Source organism: Roseibium sp. RKSG952, assembly GCF_009711355.1.
Genome location: NZ_SMMF01000917.1, coordinates 1 through 17,150, shown reverse-complemented (window position 1 = coordinate 17,150; position 17,150 = coordinate 1). Strand labels below are relative to the sequence as shown.

The 17,150-nt window shown below is 58.2% G+C and carries 13 protein-coding genes and 2 tRNA genes; 10 read left to right on the top strand and 5 right to left on the bottom strand.

Annotation, left to right across the window (positions count from 1 at the left end; genetic code table 11):
- Window positions 1-347 precede the first annotated feature (347 nt).
- From E1297_RS20335 to E1297_RS49880, 3 genes are all read left to right on the top strand, one after another.
- Window positions 348-1,010: a cysteine hydrolase family protein gene (locus E1297_RS20335; protein WP_155141669.1), complete on the top strand. Its 663-nt coding sequence runs from the start codon at window positions 348-350 to the stop codon at window positions 1,008-1,010.
- Between the two features lie 74 nt (window positions 1,011-1,084).
- The gene (locus tag E1297_RS20330; protein ID WP_209015889.1) at window positions 1,085-2,017 is read left to right on the top strand and encodes an urea transporter; all 933 of its coding nucleotides are present in this window, start codon (window positions 1,085-1,087) and stop codon (window positions 2,015-2,017) included.
- Window positions 2,018-2,071: 54 nt separating this feature from the next.
- The gene (locus tag E1297_RS49880; protein WP_209015888.1) at window positions 2,072-2,440 is read left to right on the top strand and encodes a cupin domain-containing protein; all 369 of its coding nucleotides are present in this window, start codon (window positions 2,072-2,074) and stop codon (window positions 2,438-2,440) included.
- 36 nt (window positions 2,441-2,476) lie between these two features.
- On the opposite strand, the gene E1297_RS20325 is transcribed toward E1297_RS49880, so the two are convergent.
- A tRNA-Gln gene (locus E1297_RS20325) sits at window positions 2,477-2,551 on the bottom strand.
- A 318-nt stretch (window positions 2,552-2,869) separates the two neighbouring features.
- On the opposite strand from E1297_RS20325, the gene E1297_RS20320 reads away from it, so the two are divergent.
- Window positions 2,870-2,946: transfer RNA gene (locus E1297_RS20320), tRNA-Pro, on the top strand.
- A 218-nt stretch (window positions 2,947-3,164) separates the two neighbouring features.
- Here E1297_RS20320 and E1297_RS20315 read toward each other — a convergent pair.
- From E1297_RS20315 to E1297_RS20305, 3 genes are all read right to left on the bottom strand, one after another.
- A complete protein-coding gene (locus E1297_RS20315; RefSeq protein ID WP_196223371.1) occupies window positions 3,165-4,109 on the bottom strand; it encodes a diguanylate cyclase in 945 nt (314 codons plus the stop codon).
- Window positions 4,110-4,317: 208 nt separating this feature from the next.
- On the bottom strand, window positions 4,318-4,605 hold the full coding sequence (locus E1297_RS20310; RefSeq protein WP_155141665.1) for a DUF2218 domain-containing protein: 288 nt from the start codon (window positions 4,603-4,605) through the stop codon (window positions 4,318-4,320).
- Between the two features lie 133 nt (window positions 4,606-4,738).
- Window positions 4,739-6,865 (bottom strand): TonB-dependent receptor, encoded by a 2,127-nt coding sequence (locus tag E1297_RS20305; RefSeq protein ID WP_196223370.1) that lies wholly within the window; start codon window positions 6,863-6,865, stop codon window positions 4,739-4,741.
- A gap of 335 nt (window positions 6,866-7,200) precedes the next feature.
- Between E1297_RS20305 and E1297_RS20300 the strand changes: the two genes are divergently transcribed.
- On the top strand, window positions 7,201-8,007 hold the full coding sequence (locus tag E1297_RS20300) for an IclR family transcriptional regulator (RefSeq protein ID WP_155141662.1): 807 nt from the start codon (window positions 7,201-7,203) through the stop codon (window positions 8,005-8,007).
- Window positions 8,008-8,219: 212 nt separating this feature from the next.
- Here the strand turns inward: E1297_RS20300 and E1297_RS20295 are convergent, their stop codons facing one another.
- Window positions 8,220-9,527, bottom strand: coding sequence for an NtaA/DmoA family FMN-dependent monooxygenase (locus E1297_RS20295; RefSeq protein WP_155141660.1), 1,308 nt, complete (start codon window positions 9,525-9,527; stop codon window positions 8,220-8,222).
- Between the two features lie 112 nt (window positions 9,528-9,639).
- Between E1297_RS20295 and E1297_RS20290 the strand changes: the two genes are divergently transcribed.
- From E1297_RS20290 to E1297_RS20270, 5 genes are all read left to right on the top strand, one after another.
- Window positions 9,640-10,425 (top strand): ABC transporter ATP-binding protein, encoded by a 786-nt coding sequence (locus E1297_RS20290; RefSeq protein WP_244327825.1) that lies wholly within the window; start codon window positions 9,640-9,642, stop codon window positions 10,423-10,425.
- Window positions 10,425-11,438, top strand: a complete 1,014-nt coding sequence (locus tag E1297_RS20285) for an iron ABC transporter permease (protein ID WP_155141655.1) — start codon at window positions 10,425-10,427, stop codon at window positions 11,436-11,438. Before E1297_RS20290 ends, E1297_RS20285 begins: the two co-directional genes overlap by 1 nt.
- The gene (locus E1297_RS20280) at window positions 11,438-12,502 is read left to right on the top strand and encodes a FecCD family ABC transporter permease (protein ID WP_368669631.1); all 1,065 of its coding nucleotides are present in this window, start codon (window positions 11,438-11,440) and stop codon (window positions 12,500-12,502) included. Before E1297_RS20285 ends, E1297_RS20280 begins: the two co-directional genes overlap by 1 nt.
- A gap of 10 nt (window positions 12,503-12,512) precedes the next feature.
- Window positions 12,513-13,508 carry an ABC transporter substrate-binding protein gene (locus tag E1297_RS20275; protein WP_155141650.1) on the top strand — a complete coding sequence of 332 codons (996 nt, stop codon included), beginning with the start codon at window positions 12,513-12,515 and terminating at the stop codon, window positions 13,506-13,508.
- Between the two features lie 405 nt (window positions 13,509-13,913).
- Window positions 13,914-16,955, top strand: a complete 3,042-nt coding sequence (locus tag E1297_RS20270; RefSeq protein WP_244327824.1) for a condensation domain-containing protein — start codon at window positions 13,914-13,916, stop codon at window positions 16,953-16,955.
- The last annotated feature ends 195 nt before the right edge of the window (window positions 16,956-17,150 follow it).

Below are 17,150 nucleotides of genomic sequence, written 5' to 3'. Positions count from 1 at the left end.
AGCCAGGGCCCGCCACCGGCCCTGGCTTTCCACTATAGGGAACACTATAACACTCCTGTCCGCACCAGCAGGCTAAGTCACTTGGTTTGCTTGACGGTTTTCTTTAAATTGTCTCTCGCATAAAAAATTTCATCGACTACTGGAATAATGAAAAGACAGCCCCACATTGGAATGGTTCGAGGCTGTTGATCAATGTTCCACCAACCTGAAATTGCATTTTCAATTTCATGACACCTGCCTAAACAAGCTTAACAAGACAAAAAACAGTAATATTGTTTCCGCTGCAAGGGATGACGTATAGTCTCTTGCCATGCGGAGCATCGCCCCGCTAAAGGGAGATTGTAAAAATGCCAATCGTTAAAGCAAAACCCTTCGATTTCGAATTGAACATCAACCATACCGCCCTGATATGCATCGACATGCAACGTGACTTCATCATGGCCGGTGGTTTTGCAGACACACTGGGAAACAAAATTGCGAATGTCCAGAGCTGCATCCCGGTGATTGCAAAGCTTCAGGAAGCCTTCCGCAGAAACACCCTTCCAGTCATCCACACCAAGGAATGCCACAAGCCTGATCTTTCTGACCTTCCGGTCGCTAAAAGAAACAGAGGGAATCCGTCTCTGAGAATTGGCGACCGCGGGAACCTGGGCCGCATCTTGATTGACGGTGAAGCAGGTTCAGACTTCATCCACGAAAACTACCCCCGGGAAGACGAACTTGTTATCTCCAAACCCGGCAAGGACTCGTTTTATCGCACCGAGTTGCTTGACTATCTGTACACACGAAACATCGGCAGCCTGGTATTCACCGGCGTAACAACAGAAGTTTGCGTACAAACCACGATGCGCAATGCCAATGACCGCGGTTTTGACTGCCTTCTGGTCGAAGACGGCACCGACAGCTATTTCCCCGAATTCAAGGAAATGACCCTCCGGAGCTTGACATCCCAGGGTGGCATTGTGGGCTACACCTGCAAGTCTGAAGACCTTCTGGAAATGTTGAAGTGAGATCATGTGACGGCCGGCTTCCATGAACAGCCTGCCGGCCGTCATTCACTGCAATTACCCGGGATCTCGCAGCCATGACACCGCTTGTCGACTATGTTCTCCCGAAAATCGAAAACGGCAATGTCCCTTATTGGCGGCTTGCCCTCAGGGGCTGCTCGCAACTCTGCTTTCAGACAAACGAGCTGACCGGCCTTTTTTTCCTCGCGGCCGTTCTTGTCGCCAGCCCGATCGCTGCTGCCTACATGTTTGTGGCTGCGTTTCTGGCTCCGGGCGTCCGCATGCTCCTTGGACACAGGCACACAATCCCGACCGGCGCCCCGGGGCTAAACCCCTGCCTGATCGCCATTTCCCTGCCTGCGTTTTTCGCAACCGGCTGGACAAGCTACAGCATGTGGGCCGTCTTGCTCGCAAGCATCGTCATAGCGGCGATATTGGTGCGTATATTGGTGGTAATCATTCCGCTACCGATCACCGCCCTGCCCTTCATTCTGGTCTTTTGGGGTCTCTACGCATTGGAACCACATGTCGGTTTTCTGCAGCCGGCCATCGCGCATACAGGAGCGGCAACGCCTCTTCCGGCATCATTTCATCCGGTGATTTCCGTGGTTCACGGACTTGGCGAAGCTGTCTTCTCACCCACGATAGCGTCCGGCATCCTGTTTTTTTTAGGCGTTCTCGTCAGCAACTGGCGGCACGCCATCGTCGCCTTGCTTGGAGCATTCATCGGGACGTATGTGGCCTATTTCTACAGCCATGCGGATCCCTCGAGCGTCAATCTGGGCCTCTACGGCTTTAACGGCGTTCTTGGAGCTGTATCCACCTATGTCATTTGCGGCGCCAAGCTGCGCTTGGCCATTCTCGGCGCCTTGATTGCAACAATCGGGATTTCCTTTTTCGCATACTTGGGAATCCCGGCACTGTCCGCACCTTTTGTGTTTACCCTCTGGATCATGATCTGGCTCGGCTGGGTTGAGACCAGTTGGCACAAAGACGCCGATCCGGGATGACCCAGGGAGAATGCAAAAACACTTCACTCACATAATCAGACTGGGGAACCACTCATGACCGACCTTACCACCACAACAACTCTACCCGACCTGATCGAACTCGCGACACAAAAACTCCACGACAATGATTGGCAAGCTTTCAGGCCAGGCGTTACCGCACACTGGCTCTACCGCGAAGACAATGGCGGTCCGGCCGCAGTCATCCTCAAATACGAACCAGGTGCACGCGTCGCCCTGCACGAGCACGTCGGATACGAGCATTTGTATGTGATGGAAGGCGACCAGTATGATGAATACGGCAGCTACCCGGCCGGTTCCTTCGTCATCAACCCGCCAGGGACCCGGCATTCACCGGGAAGCAAGACCGGATGCGTCGCGCTGCTGATCTACGAAAAAGCCGTACGGTTTGTCGATCCGAACTAGACCGCGCCTGAAACAATTTCGTTTTTATGGAAAAACTGGCTGGGGTGGAAGGATTCGAACCTTCGCATGGCGGTACCAAAAACCGCTGCCTTACCGCTTGGCTACACCCCAAGGCCGTGGAAGCGGTGTATACGCGGGAGTGCCGAAAAGCGCAAGAGGCTCGAATACGCCGTTTTCTGCCAATCCGGAGAGTTTTCCCCAATTCGACCTTTCCAGATATGCATTTCGGGGCTGGATCGGGCAAATTCGAACGGTTTTTCCACTGCTTGGTGGCGGACAACCGGTCAATGACCGTTTTTCCACCATCCGCCTCGCAAAGCTCTTGCAGGATCAAAAAACCGGTGCTAAATGAGCGCCCACACAACGAGGCAACACTCGTTGTTCCCGAGGTTTCCGGGGCAATTGCTTCAGGAATCAAAAATATTGGATCGGAGTGTAGCGCAGCCTGGTAGCGCACCTCGTTCGGGACGAGGGGGTCGGAGGTTCGAATCCTCTCACTCCGACCATTTTCTATTCTAGAGAACCAAACGGTAAGAACCTGCTGTTACGGCGAGGGCGTATGACCTTCGCTGAAAGATCAGTGGCATTGTCTTCAATCTCGACAACTCCTCCCTATCGCCAGTGATGCTTACCGGACAAGCTTGGCTGAACCGTCAAAATTGAAGGTTTACGCCCGTGCATGCGAGCCCTGACGCCCAGCGCTCCGGAAACGGACATGCGCGCGCTAAGCAAGTCTTCCGGTTTCGATCATGGTTGGGCTCCCCGTCCGTGCCTTGACGAGCGCCAGTTTCGCGGCCTCCGGCAAGGCCAGCGGATCCTCACCTGAGGACGGGCCTGAAAACAGAGCCGTGACAGCGCCGATATAGGTGCAAAAGCCACTTCGCCCGGATGTTCCGCCGCTTCCGGGAGCGGGCGCTTCCAATGCCTTGGAGATCTTTTGCGCAATGGCCAAGGCCGCAGCCTCGGGCGTGTTGGGCAGCAGGACAGCAAACCGGTTTTCGATGAGGCGGACGGCCAGATCGGATGGCCGGCGCGCCACGGTCCGGATGACACGGGCAATGGCAAGCGCATGCTGGGAAGACAGACGCTCCCATCCCGTCGGATTGTCGGGACGCGCGACCTCGATCAACAAAAGGCTGAGCGGCGTTTTCCCGCGCCGCGCCATTGCCCATTCGCGAGGCAGGTTTTCCCGGAAACTCCCGGCTGTTGCAAGACCGGTTAACTCGTCTTTCGGGCTCAGACCGATCAGGGCTTCCTCCAGATCGACCAAGCCGGCCGCATCCTGCAGATAGAGACCGAACGCGCATGAACCAGCTCCTGCCGCCGCCAGATGTTTCAGCGTGACGTCCACCCAAATCAGCCCTTCCGACTTGCTGAGCAAGCGATTGCGCCCCCGGATCGGCGAATGACGGAGCTTGAAGGTGTTCAGCCAGTCAAGAAAACTGGCATCCTGCTGCGGAGCAAGAAGCGTCAGCCCGCACCTGCATACGTCCTCCGGAGCCCACCCCAGAAGGCTGGTGATCGCGGGCGACGCATAGCCCACCCGCAGCTGCTCATCCAGACCGAGCACAGCATAGGGGCTGCTTTCAAGGAGCGCTTGGACCGTGTCGTCCGTAATCGGATCAGGCCTTTCGCCGCCGGCCACCACGGATGTTTCAGATTGCGCCATCGCCCGCTCCTCCCTGCCCTCCGACATCGATCAAAGGAAGCAGAAGGGATCATACGCAATTTGATCGGGCATGGATAGGTAGCTGGCAGACCATCAGCATTCCTGCCGAGGGGCCCAGTGAGACCGGACAGGCGCTCTCATACCTGGCGGAGTTACGCTTTGTGTCAGATGTAAACCACGGCAAGGACCGGCCGGGAGCAGCGAAACGTCAAGCCATCTGTGTCCAGCTGAATTTCAGGTCTTCGCGCCAGGCGAAGCGCTTCAGGTGATCCTCGATCACCTCTTTCATCTGCGACAGATTCGAGGCGTCTTCCGCCTTGCAGGAAAAGGTCAGACCGGTGTCCGTGGCGTCTATCCGGCAATCACCATAGGGAAAATCGACTTCGCCCTTTTCCGCATCCCACTGGACCGAAACCTTGTGGGCAAAGTGCTTGCAAAGCTGCTGCAGATATTTTGATGCGGAGGTGGTTGGAACCGTCGCGGTTTCGCAGAGCATCAGCAGTTCTCCGATAGGATGAGCACGCTTGTCCAAGCGCTGTGTGATTGAGACTGGATTGGCACCCCAATCCGGGAGAGGAAAACACTCCGGCGATGCCCTGCACCGCCGGAGACGAAAGACTTGACGAACCTTAGAAAGTCGCCTTCAGGCCAATCCCGAACATCCGCGGAGCCGTCATGTAGCCTTCTGTCACAACATCGAACCCGGCTCGCGTATTCTGCAGATAGGTCGGTACCCGTTCGTCAAAGATGTTGTCGACATATCCATAGATCTGAAGATGATCATGCACTTGGTAGACCGCACGCGCGCTCGCAATCGTATAGGGGTCGACTTCAAACGCCTGGGTGTTCAAAACGTCCGAGAAGTAACCGTCCGTGTGCCGGACGTTGGCCGAGAGGGCCAGATTGTCCAGAACATCCCACGTCGCCCCAAACCCGAGCATGTATGCAGGCGCATTGGCAAACGCATTGCCTTCAAGATCCTCTGCCCCGTCGAAGTCGGTAATGCGCGTTTTCAGCAAGCCCGCGGTTGCATCAAACCTCACAGTTTCCAAAATCTGGTAACTTGCCGCAAACTCCGCGCCATACGAGTAGGCTCTGGAGGCGTTGACCGTCGTCGTGCCGTTCACCCCGTTGCCTAGATCACTGGTGACGAAAAGCTGTGCATCATAGATGTCCATGACGAACAGATTGCCGGACAGGAAAAGACGGTCATTAAGAAGATTGGCCCGGGCAAAGACTTCATAGTCCCAGAGTGTTTCTTCCTCAAAGGTCGTCCATTGCATGTTGCCGAAGTCGATGGAGGTCCCACCGGGATTGTACCCGCGGCTCACCAATCCCCCGACAGTGACGTTCGGCGTCAGATCGTAGGACAAAACAGCCTTTGGCAACAGCGCCGTAAAGGTTTCATCGTAGTCAAGGCTGCCATCCGGAGCGCCAACGGTGTTGGTTGCCCACCCGGAAAAACCGGTCCGTTGTTTCCAGTCAGCCTGAAACCGCAGTCCTCCTGTAAAAGTCAGTTTTTCGCTCAAGCTATAGTCGGCTTCGGCAAACACTCCAAGGCTATCCTTTTCGTCACTTAGACGTGATTCCCCGATTCCTCGAGAAGTGTAGGGGCTTAGACTGTCATCCGAGGAAGTGTGGGCGTAGAAAATGCCGGCAACACCATTTAAAGGGCTCTCGTCACCGCCAAACCCGAGTTTTGATTCATTCGAAAAGGTGTTCTCATGGATTTTCGCGGTCCCCGCGTCCACAGGGTCTGTAGTTCTCTTGACCCGTGAGTGCGAATAGACGGTCTGGTTGGTGAACTCCATGCCATTGGCGAACTCATAGGCAATATCGCCGACACCTGTATGAACACGCTGATAGAAGCTCGGCATGTTCGTCGCCGTGTTGTCGAGATCGTCATAGGGTTCCATCGCCGATTCAGAGGTCGGCTGATTGTTCTGCGTCTGGACATAGGTCAGTTTCGCGGTCAGCCCGGGAATGGCACTCGGGGTCCACAAGAGCTTGGCCCGCCCCGTGAAGGACATGATGTCCTGATCGGTCTGCCCCTCCTGAAACGCGGAATTGACATAGTCGATGAATGTGTCGCGGCCATAATAATCCATCGCCACGCGCGCCGCGATGTCGTCCGTCAGGCCACCCGAGACCATGCCGGCCACCCGGTGGGTGTTGTAGCTGCCATATTCCGCAAGAAACGCCGCTTCCGGATCAAAGCTCGGATCATTGGTCCGGACGATTGTTGCGCCGGCGATGCTGTTGGCACCCTGCGATGTTGTCTGCGGTCCGCGGAACACCTCGATGCCCTGAACATCCCAGGTCGACTGGCGGCCATAGACATATTCGAGATAGCTCAGGTACTGGCCGTCGACATTGATTGTCGCGCGCGGCACCGTTCCGCCCAGATAGGCAATCGCCCCCGTGTTCGGGCCCTGGCTGTCCTGACCTCGGATCACCGGAGCTGTTCCAACCGTGCTGTAATAATTGACGTTCGGAACATCTTCGATGGCCTGCTGCACGCTTTCCTGTTCAGGACGGGCCTCGAGATCGCCTTCTGACACAACCGCAACCGAGCTCGCCGTGTCCTGCAATCGCCGGGCGATGTGGTCACCCTGAACGATGATGGTTTCCAGAAGGGTTGCATTCGGATCCGAAGCCTGTGGCACATCCTGTGCCCAAGTGCCGGTATTTCCCATCAACATGGCACTGACGATCGCGGAGCTGCCAAGCAGCGTCGCATGCGCATTCAATTTCATTTTTCTTTCCTGAAAATTTCTCTGCCCCGGTTCCCGGCTGGCTGTGGCTGGCGCGACTGCAAACACGGAATGGCCGGAGGATGCGCAGAGCGGACGCCGCCCCCACGACTGCCCCTGCCGACCTAGGTATTTCACATTGCAGAAAACATTCTTCATTTCAATATGAATATAAAAGTCAAGTTATTTGTTGCAATATTGCAACATATATTCGCGCCATTGAAATTATTGTAGTTTTCCACTCGCCAGAAAGTGTTTATCCAGGTGACGCGCAAGTCCGGCACACGGCACGAAACCGGCGCGTCACCAGAAACAGGCACAAGCCAGAAAGTGTGTTCATGGAAAAACCGTCTGATGCGGAGACCACCGAGCGGCGCACCGGAACCGTCCAGTCGGTCGCCATTGCTGGCCGCTTTCTCCGGATTCTGACAAATGCGGAAACGCCCCTGCCCCTCGGCCTGATCGCCAGGAAAGCGGGAACAGGCAGCCCCACCGCCCACCGCTACCTGCAAAGTCTGGTCAAGGAAGGACTGGCCCGGCAGGATCCCGCAACCGGGTTCTATGATCTTGGCCCGGCAGCACTGGACATCGGCGCGGCCGCGCTCAAGCGGGTGCAACCGGTCGAGCTGGCCGCGCGGGTGATGAAAGACCTGGCCAACGGCTCGGCCTCAAGCGCCGGTGTTGCGATCTGGACCGAGCGCGGCCCGACACTGGTGCGCTGGTATCGAAGTGCCTATTTCGCAATCAGTTCGGTGGGTCTCGGAGATGTCCTGCCGATTGACAATTCCGCCTGCGGATATGTGTTTCAGGCATTCCTGCCTCAAGGCCGGATAGAGGCGGCAAGAGCCATGCAGCCGGATCATTTTCGTGGAAACGCGCCGGATTCAGACAGGCTGGCAACCATCCGGCAGACCTGCCGCGCCGAACTGACCGACCACCTGTTGCCAGGGATCGCCGGGCAGGCCGTGCCGGTGTTCGATGCCCAGCAGGAAATAGTCTGCGCCCTCACGACCGTCACGAATGCCGGGCGCCAGTCAGACCCGTCTGACCAGAACCGGTTGGTTCAGTGTGGCGCGGATCTCGCCCGAGAGACCGGGGGCACGGCGGCCTTTGCGGCCGCCGGTCTGCTTTCCGCTGATGAGTGACACCTCTGCCCGGACGTTCCTGCATCCGGGCATTTTTGCTCCAGAGGAGCCTTGGCGAACGGGAGCGCCCGCCCAGCCCCCACCTTCGTCACCGGATTTGATCCGGCGATCCATGCCGCAACATCACCCAGGTTAGGCCGTGTTTAAAGAACTGAATGGATCCCACGATCAAGTCATGGGATGAAGACAGTGGCTAAAGCCCTGATGCAGGGTCAGTCTTCTTTCAGGTGATCGAAAAAAGTCGATCCCGAATAGTCCGTACGGAACAGGCCGAGCCGGGACAGCTCCGGCACTACGCCTTCCAGAAACAGCTCGACCACGCCGGTAGACCCGCCCGGAAACGCGACAAAACCGTCAATCGCGCCGGACCCGGCCCAATCGCGGATTTGCTCCACCGCGTCGTCCACGGTGCCGACCACTTGCCAATGTGCCGATCCAACGACTTCCGGACGCCGCAACAGGTCCTGAACTGCCGGAGAATCCCGTTCGATCATCCGGCGCAACAATTGGGCATGTGTGCGGCTGCGCACCTTTTCGGGCGGCGGCGGAAGGTCTGCTGCGGTCACGTTCCGCCCGGCGGCCCAATCGCTAAGGTCAAGGCCGGTCATTTCCCGCACCGTCGCAATGCCGCGTTCCCGGCTCAACCGGGCATTCGTTTCGGCAAACATCTCTCGGGCTTCGCTGCGGCTCGGGGCGAGAAACAGGCTGAGACCGGGCAGAAGGCGGATGTCATCGCCGCGCCGTCCATGGCCTTCGGCCCGCGCTCTCAGGTCCGCGCGCAGCTCTGCCGCCGCTGCCTTGTCCGGCGTGGAGGCAAAGATTGCATCGGCAACGGACGACGCAAAGGCCCGGCCCGCATTTGAAGCCCCCGCCTGAACAAGCGGGACAGGTGCCTTGCCGTAGCGCGGCACGTTCAAAGGCCCCTTCACGTCGAAGAAACGGCCGGAAAAATCTATCGGCTTGACCCGGCTTGGGTCCGCAAACTGGCCGCTCTCCCGATCCAGTTTCAGCGCGTCTGCCGGGTAGCTCTGCCACAGCAGCTGGACCACCTCCGCAAACTCGGCCGCCCGCGCATAACGTTCTTCCGGGCTGGGCATGTCGGTCAGGCCGAAATTGGCATTGCCGTCTAGCGCGGTCACGATGTTCCAGCCCGCGCGTCCCTTGCTGAGCCAGTTGAGGGACTGAATCTGCCGGGCGACGATGTAGGGCGGGTAAAACGTCGTCGAGGCCGTCGAAAGCAGACCGATTTTTTCCGTTGCCCGGGCAACAAAGGCCTGAAGCACAGTCGGATCAAGGCTGCCGAGCCCCATTCCGGTTTCGATCAGGCCCGTGTTCAAAAAGAGCGAGTCCGGCAGAAACGCGAAATCCAGTTTCGCCGCTTCGGCGCGTCTTGCGATGTCAACGTAAAAGTCGCCTCCATAGAGACCTTCAACACCGCTGTCTGCGCGGCGCCATGCGTCGCCGCTGAGCCATGTCGGGGCGAGCGACATGCCAATATGCAGTTTCCTTGGGACTGTCATCAATTCTGCTCTTGATTGGATTGGGAACGAGACGAAAGGCTGGCTATTAAATTGCTGGCTCGTTTCAAATAGTATAAAGACTTCCGCATTGCGAAAGATCAAGAGGCCCGTTTTGCTGGAAACAAGGCATGTCTGCGCGGCATACGGTAAACACAACGTCCTGAGCGATGTCTCGGTCCAGTTCCGGCCCGGGCGGCTAACCGCAATTGCCGGCCCGAATGGCTGCGGAAAATCCAGCCTTTTGAAGGCGATCATGGGTTTTTTGCCCCTGTCGTCGGGCGAGATCCTTCTGGACAAGACCCCCATTTCACGCTCCGGCCGCAGGACATTGGCACGCAAGATTGCCTATCTGCCGCAGGACTGCTTTTGCCCCGATTACATGACCTTGGGCGAGCTGATCGAACTGGCCGGTTATAACCGCTATGGCCTGATCGGCGGCCCGTCCAGGCGTGACCGCGACCTGTTCCGGTCCGTGCTCGAGATTGTCGGACTTTCGGACAAGGCCGGTTTACCCGTCAACAAGCTCTCCGGCGGTCAGCGCCAACGGGCCTGGATCGCGATGGTTCTGGCACAGGACACCGACATCATCCTGCTGGATGAGCCGGTCAATCATCTGGACATGAAGTATCAATTCGCCATCCTCGAACTCGTCAAGGACCTGACCGAACGGCGCGGCAAGACCGTGGTTGCCGTTCTTCACGATCTCAATCTGACAACCACATTTGCCGATGATGCCGTTTTGATGCGGGCAGGCACTTGCGTGACCGCCGGACCGGTTTGCGAAACCGTCACCGCCCCGATGATCGAGCAGGTGTTCGACATTAAAACCCGGCTTTTCCCGCAGGACGGCCGTCTGATCTGCGTCCCCGAACGCACGCCCGCCGAAGCACGGATCTGATGAGCAAACCCATTCTATTTGTTTCAGCAGCGGTGGTTCTGCTCGTGCTCCTGACCGGTTTGCATCTGTTTTACGGGTTCGAACCCGGGACGGTTCCGGAGCTGCTGACCGCCTTCAAAAGTTTCGAGGCAAACAGCTATGATCAGGCCGTCCTGTTGTACCAGCGCCTGCCCCGGAGCCTGATTGCCCTTTATGCCGGAAGCGTTTCGGCCGTCAGCGGTTTTGTCCTTCAAAGCCTTGTCCGCAATCCGCTGGCCTCTCCCTCGACGATGGGCGTCAATGCCGGGGCTGCCCTGTTCCTTGTCGCCAGCGCACTCCTGTTCAAGGCGGGAACGGCCGTGCAAGGCGCGGCCGCGCTTTTCGGAGCGGTTTTCGGTTTTCTCGCAAGCACAGCCCTTGCCCGCTTTGCAGGCAGACGGAACGATCCGCGCGGGTTGTCGCTGATCCTGTCAGGCGCCCTTGTCTCCATGCTGTTCACCGGTCTCACGAACGCGCTGCTTCTTTCGGATCCGATGAGCCGCAACGAGTTCCTGAGCTGGCTGACGGGAAACATCAACCACGCCTATATCGACCGGCTGGCGCTGTTCTGGTGGATCGGCGCCCTGTCGATCCTGGCGCTGGCAGCCCTTGCCCGCCCGCTGACCCTGATCCTGCTCGGGCCTGAAAAAGCGGCCTCGGCCGGTGTCAACGTGAAGATCACTTCCAGACTGGCATTTCTGGCGGCCGTATTTGGAAGCGGGTCCGCCGTCGCGATCTGTGGTCCGATCAGTTTCATCGGACTGATCGTACCACATATTGTACGGCCGTTCGCCGGCAACAATCTGGCCAGGGCCCTGCCCGCCTGTCTGGTGACCGGAGCGATCCTTTGCCTGATTGCGGACCTGATCGCCCGCGAAGCATTGAAACCCATTATGGTCAATACCGGTCTTGTGACGGAATTGTTCGGCGGCATCGTCTTCCTTCTCATCGTCAAGCGATTTTACCTCACCCCGCGCGGCCGGGAGGCATCATGATCAGGCGCGGCACGGCGACCGACCAAAAGCGGGTGCTGCGGCTCGCGAATGGCTTGCAGATCAGAACCGGAAATCTCCGGGCAGGCCTTGTGCTGGCAGGCGCCGTCGTTGTCCTTGCCGCGCTGTCTCTGGGGCTTGGGCAAACCGACACCGGCCTGTTTGATTTTTTGAGCAATGTCATCGGGTCCCGCTTGCCGGCCACCGACAGTTATGCGCTTTGGGACGTCCGCCTGCCACGCATTGTGCTTGGCTTCATGGTCGGATGGGCCGTGGCGCTATCCGGCGCGATGCTTCAGTCCCTGTCCCGCAACCCGCTGGCCGATCCGGGCCTTTTTGGTTTCAGTCAGGGTTCCGTCATCATGATCATGCTCTTGCTGGTGGCCGCCCCCTTTGCACCAAAAGGGCTTGTGGCCCTTGCAGCGGTGGCTGGCGGCCTGTTTGTGGCGGCAATTCTCTTGTGGCTGGTCGGAGGCAACCGCTCGGCTGGCCTCTCCATAGTGTTGGCCGGGATCGCACTTGAGTCGGTTCTGTCCTCCTTCAGCGCGTTCCTGATCCTGTATCTGCCGCCCGAAACCTCTCTGGCCCTGTCCGAATGGCTTGCCGGATCGCTGTTTCAGGCGAACTGGCCAGGCATTGCCTGGTTCACGCCGCTGTTTCTCGCAAGCATCGCCGGGATCCTCGGTTTGGGTGGCACGCTGGCCCGCTATGAACTCGGCCCGGAAATGGCCATGGCTCTCGGAGAGCGGGTCGCGATTTCGCGGCCCCTGGTGCTTCTGTTTGCGGTTGTCCTGAGTGCGAGTGCTGTGACTGCGGTCGGACCGCTTGTGTTTCTGGGTGTTCTGGCACCACATCTTGCAGGGTTCCTGTCACCCGCCCTTGGCCGGGCGCGTCTCTTCCTGTCGGGTCTGACTGGCGGTCTTCTTGTGATTGCCGCAGACGCATTCACACGCGGTCTGTCAGACACCATGCCGTTGCCCCTTGGGTTGAGCCTGACACTGATCGGCGTCCCCCTGTTTATTCTGGCCCTGCGTCTTCAGGCATTTCGCAGACTGCAGTCCCATTGAAAGGTCTCTCATGCGCGCACCACAATTGTCCGCACCGCTATTCGCCATTTTTGCGCTTCTGTCCCTGCCCGCACATGCAGCTGACCGGACCGTTGTCGACGATACCGGCCGCACGGTCGACATCCCGGAAAATCCGCAGCACATTGTCGTGATGCACGAACCCTTGCTTGGTTTGCCGCTTGTGGATCTGGGCGTTCAACTCACCGGCAGCTACGGACGGACAGACGATGGGGATTTCGTCATAGCGGTCGACTTCATAGATACCGTTTTCGGCGAAGGGCTTCCCAAGCCGAGAGGAATCGGACCGTTCGGGCAACCGGACCTTGAAAAACTCAATGCGCTGGAACCGGACCTGATCCTCGCCACCGAGCTTGATGCCGGGAAGGCTGGCCAGCTTGCCACGGCCGCCCCGGTCTACATGCAAAAGGTGACCACCGGCAGAGTCCAGGGGTTTGACATCGAGGAGGACCTGGCGAGACTTCTAGGGCTGGAAAAAACCTTTGAAATGCGCAAGTCCGGTTATCTGGAACGTTTGGCCGCCTTCAAGAGCAGTGTGCCGGACACGGAAGCAGACAAAACCTTTCTCGGGGTTTTCATCACCGATCAGCTCAATGTCGTCGGCAGCTCTTCGGGAATGGTGCAGGTTCTGCACGACCTCGGTTATCAGCCACTGCAGATCGACGAGAAACAGGCTGCAGGGGCCGGGCTTGGATCAATCCTCTCCATGCCGCTGAGTGCGGAGCAGTTCGGAAAGCTCAATCCCGACATGCTGATCCTGCTCAACAGCTACGCCTCCGAGGCCCGCGACGAAGCAGGAACGCGGGCAGCGCTCGACAAGATCGTGCCCGGCTGGAGCCGTTTCATGAAACCGGCGCTGGAAGGACGTGTCCTGTTCCTCGATCCGGCAAAAGTGATCAGCCCAACCGTTGCAAGTGCCGAGCATATGCTGGATGCCCTCGAAATCTGGGCGGCGCACGACGGGACACCGGTCGCCCCTGCGAACTGATACCCACCGGCACCGCACATCTGAGGTGCCTTCCTCCCGGTGCTACAGCCTTAAGAACACTTTTTGAGTGTATTTCTTAAAAAATAAAACATGAGTATTATTTGCAAGTTTTATTGCCTCAGTTGACCACCCCTGCTATGCCAGTGCTCTGAAAGGATCTCCTGAGGCGGATGCAATCCCTTTGAGCCTGGCCGAACACCGTTCGCACTGCCGGTGTCCCGGGGACTGGACATTCCGTCGTTGAAAGCCAACAGCCCCGAATTGCAGCCGGGCGCAGCTTTCGGAGATCTTTCACGCATATCAGCCAAACCGGATAAACAACCGTTTCCCCGGGACTAGCCGCTTTCAAAATCGCACGGCTCGTTGCCGGTTGACCGGCACGATGACGATCATCAGGAGACAGGCATGACCGGAAGTTTCGACCGGCTGTTGACACAAAGCGAATTCCAGAAGTTTGGCGAGGGCTTGAGCGCTCGGCCGGATCCAACTGACCCGGACCGGTCCGTTATGAATACGCATATCCTTGCAGAGGAAGCGGTAAGGGATGCCTCCTATAGCCTGACCCGGCACCAGGAAACCACATGGTTAGCGCAACAACAGAACGGCGACCGCGTGTTCCGCCATGCCACGGCCTACCGGATCGAAGGCGACGTCGACATTGCCCGCATTGTTCAGACGCTCGACCACGTCATCAAGGCGCAACCGGAATTGCGCATGCTTTATGTCTTCACCGAAGAAGGTGATTTGCAGAAGCTTCCGGCCCCTGCATCGGTAACCAGTGTGGACTTGCGGCACGCGCAGTGCGAAGCCGATGCCATTGCCATGATCCTCGACCATCAGGCTGCCCCCTGGATCTCCGAATCGGAACCTCCCTTCAAGGTGTTGGTTCTTCTGTGTCCGGACAATGTTCTACTGGCTCCGCTCGTTCACAGCGTGGTGGCGGAATATTTTGCGCCAGAGACCTTTTTGCGGGCGTTCGCCGACGCTTTCAACGGCCGGTCAATCGACGGGTCGGAAAACGGCCCAATATCCGGCGCGGGCGAAGTCGCGACGGATTTCTTCGCCAGCGAAACCCCACCGATCCCGGCCCTTCGAAAAACCGACCTTGAGCAATCCGTTTCGGTCTCCTGTTTCGGGATTGCTGGCAACGAACGGACCCAAGCCACGTCACTGGCGCATCGATACGGGGTCACATTCTCGACCCGCCTTTCCAGGGTCTTGACCGGTCACAACACCGGCGCGTCTTCTGTTCTATCAATTGTTGCAGCCGGATTTGCGCGGTTTGTCTGTGCGGTCGGCGGACATGAGCAAGTCGTACTGCGTCTGCCCGCCTCCCCTTTTGAGCGCCTCTGCGATCAGTCGCAGGTCCATGCCGGACGTGACATGACAGCCACGGTGATATCTTCCCGGATCACTCCCGATGAAGCGATAACCCTCGTCCATAACAAGCTGAGCAGAAAAACACTTGAAGAGCTGCCGGGCGGAGACACACCTGACGTTACCGTTCGCTGGATATCCGGCCCAAACGCCTTTTTTGAGGCGAAAGACATCCGCCTTGTCCGGCTTCCACTACCAACATCGGAGCCGCGTCCGGATCTCGAGCTCGCCGCCGGCCTCGACACGAATGGCAACATTGTGCTCGAGCTGACGGCCGGACAACACATGAACAGCGGTGCCGGCGCTGTCTTGCTGGAACGCTTTGCCGCATATCTGACGGATGCGAAGGCCGAAGAACTGCCTCTGCTGCATAGGGTCACGCCCGTTGCAGCGGCAGCCAATCACGATACCACAAGACATGAGCACAGGCCCCCGGTTGCGGATCAGGGCACCGAAACAAGTGCGATCGAGACCGCAATTCTAACCGAATTCCGTGAAGCGCTGTCTGCGCCGCAGCTTTCGGCAGAGGACGATTTCTTCGACTTTGGCGGCCATTCGCTGGTCGCAACCCGGATTATCGGCCGCCTTTTGCACAACCATGGCATCGAAGTGCGGTTCAATGACCTCTTCAGCAACCCGACTGCGGCAACGCTTGCCTGTCATGCGTGGATTGTCGACGACGGCAAGAAAGCCATAGGCGACGGGTCGGTCGAACTTTCAACCGCTTCGGGCAGCATGTTCGTCTCGCCCCTCGGCCATGCCCAGATGTCTCTCTGGAAGATCTATTCGGCATTTGATTATAGCGAGATTTTCAACCTGCCCTTTGCGCTGGATTTCCTCGACACAGTTGACGAGACAGTGTTCGAGCAAGCCTTTTTCGACATCATCGAACGCCATTCCGCCCTCAGAACTCTCTTCGTCGAAGACGGCAACGGCGAGGTGCGGCAGAAGGTGGTGCCAGCGCACGAAATCGGGGACTACAAGTGGTTCTGGACGAGCAGCGACAGTCTTGGCGTGGAGCGCAATTCCGAGGCAGGTCATCGCTTCGACCTTGCGTCCGAACTTCCGGTCAGGCTGCGGTTTCTCACCGACCCCTGCACCGGCCGGCAGGTGTTGTCCTTCCTGTTCCATCACATCGCCCTCGACGAATGGTCGGTCAATTTGTTGATGGACGAGCTCGCAGAGGCCTATGGCGCAAGAGCCTCCGGAACGGCACCGGTCTGGGACGATCAACCGGTTCCGTTTCACGAGTTTGCCCGCAAGCAGGCCGCATCAGGCGTCAATCAGCAGCATCTCGCCTATTGGACCGGCATGCTCCGCAACGCGCCCAAAACCCTGGAGTTGTTCAAGGACAAAGCAGCACTCGAGACGCCATCAGACCAGTCGGCTGCTGGTGGCTGGGTCGAAATCAAGCTGGAGAACAGCGTATCGGAAGGCCTCTATGCGCTCGCCAAAGACAATGGCGCATCGCTGTTCAACGTCGTCTACGGGGCGATTGCCGTCTCACTAAAGAGCATAGGCGGCCTCTCGGATCTGGTGATCGGCACCTCGGCCTCCGGCCGCACGGATCCTGCATTCTTCGACACCATCGGATACTTCACAACAGTGGTTGCGCACCGGCTGCGCTTCGCGGAGCTTTCGACCGCAGGTGACCTGATCCGCCATGTCCGCGACCTGATCAATGGCTCCCTGCCCTATACCGATATCCCGATCGACCTGATCGAGGCGGAACTCGGAATGACGCCCGGCCGGGATCATCTGTTCGACGTCTTCATCCAGATCCATGCGCAAAACAAGCTGAACGGCAGTCTGCCGGGGCCGGACGGCAGCAAGATCGCCTTCCGCCAAGTTGACCCCGACAAGCATGACTCCCATCTCGGTCTGCAATTCGAGGTGATGGAGGAAGTCATCGACGGAGACCGGTCCATACGCATTCTGATGAGCTACCAGACCCGGCGCTTCACTCCGGATCAAGTCTCCATTGTCCGGGAGACCCTGACCGCTGTCTTCAGCCAACTCTCCAATTCGGGTGCTTCCGGCAAGACACTGGCAGACTTGCGGGTGGCCTGACCGATTCGCAGTTTTCGTCAAAAGGACCGGCTGCCGTGCATCCGGTCCGTTTTTTTACGCGGCCCCATCGGAGTTGCTGATTTGGTGTGCCCGGGACCATCCGGCAGCCAAATGGGCCCAGACACCTCTTTCATCCTGTCCTTGCGGGCGAAACGGCCACCTCTGCCGTCATCCCATGGCTTGACCATGGGATCC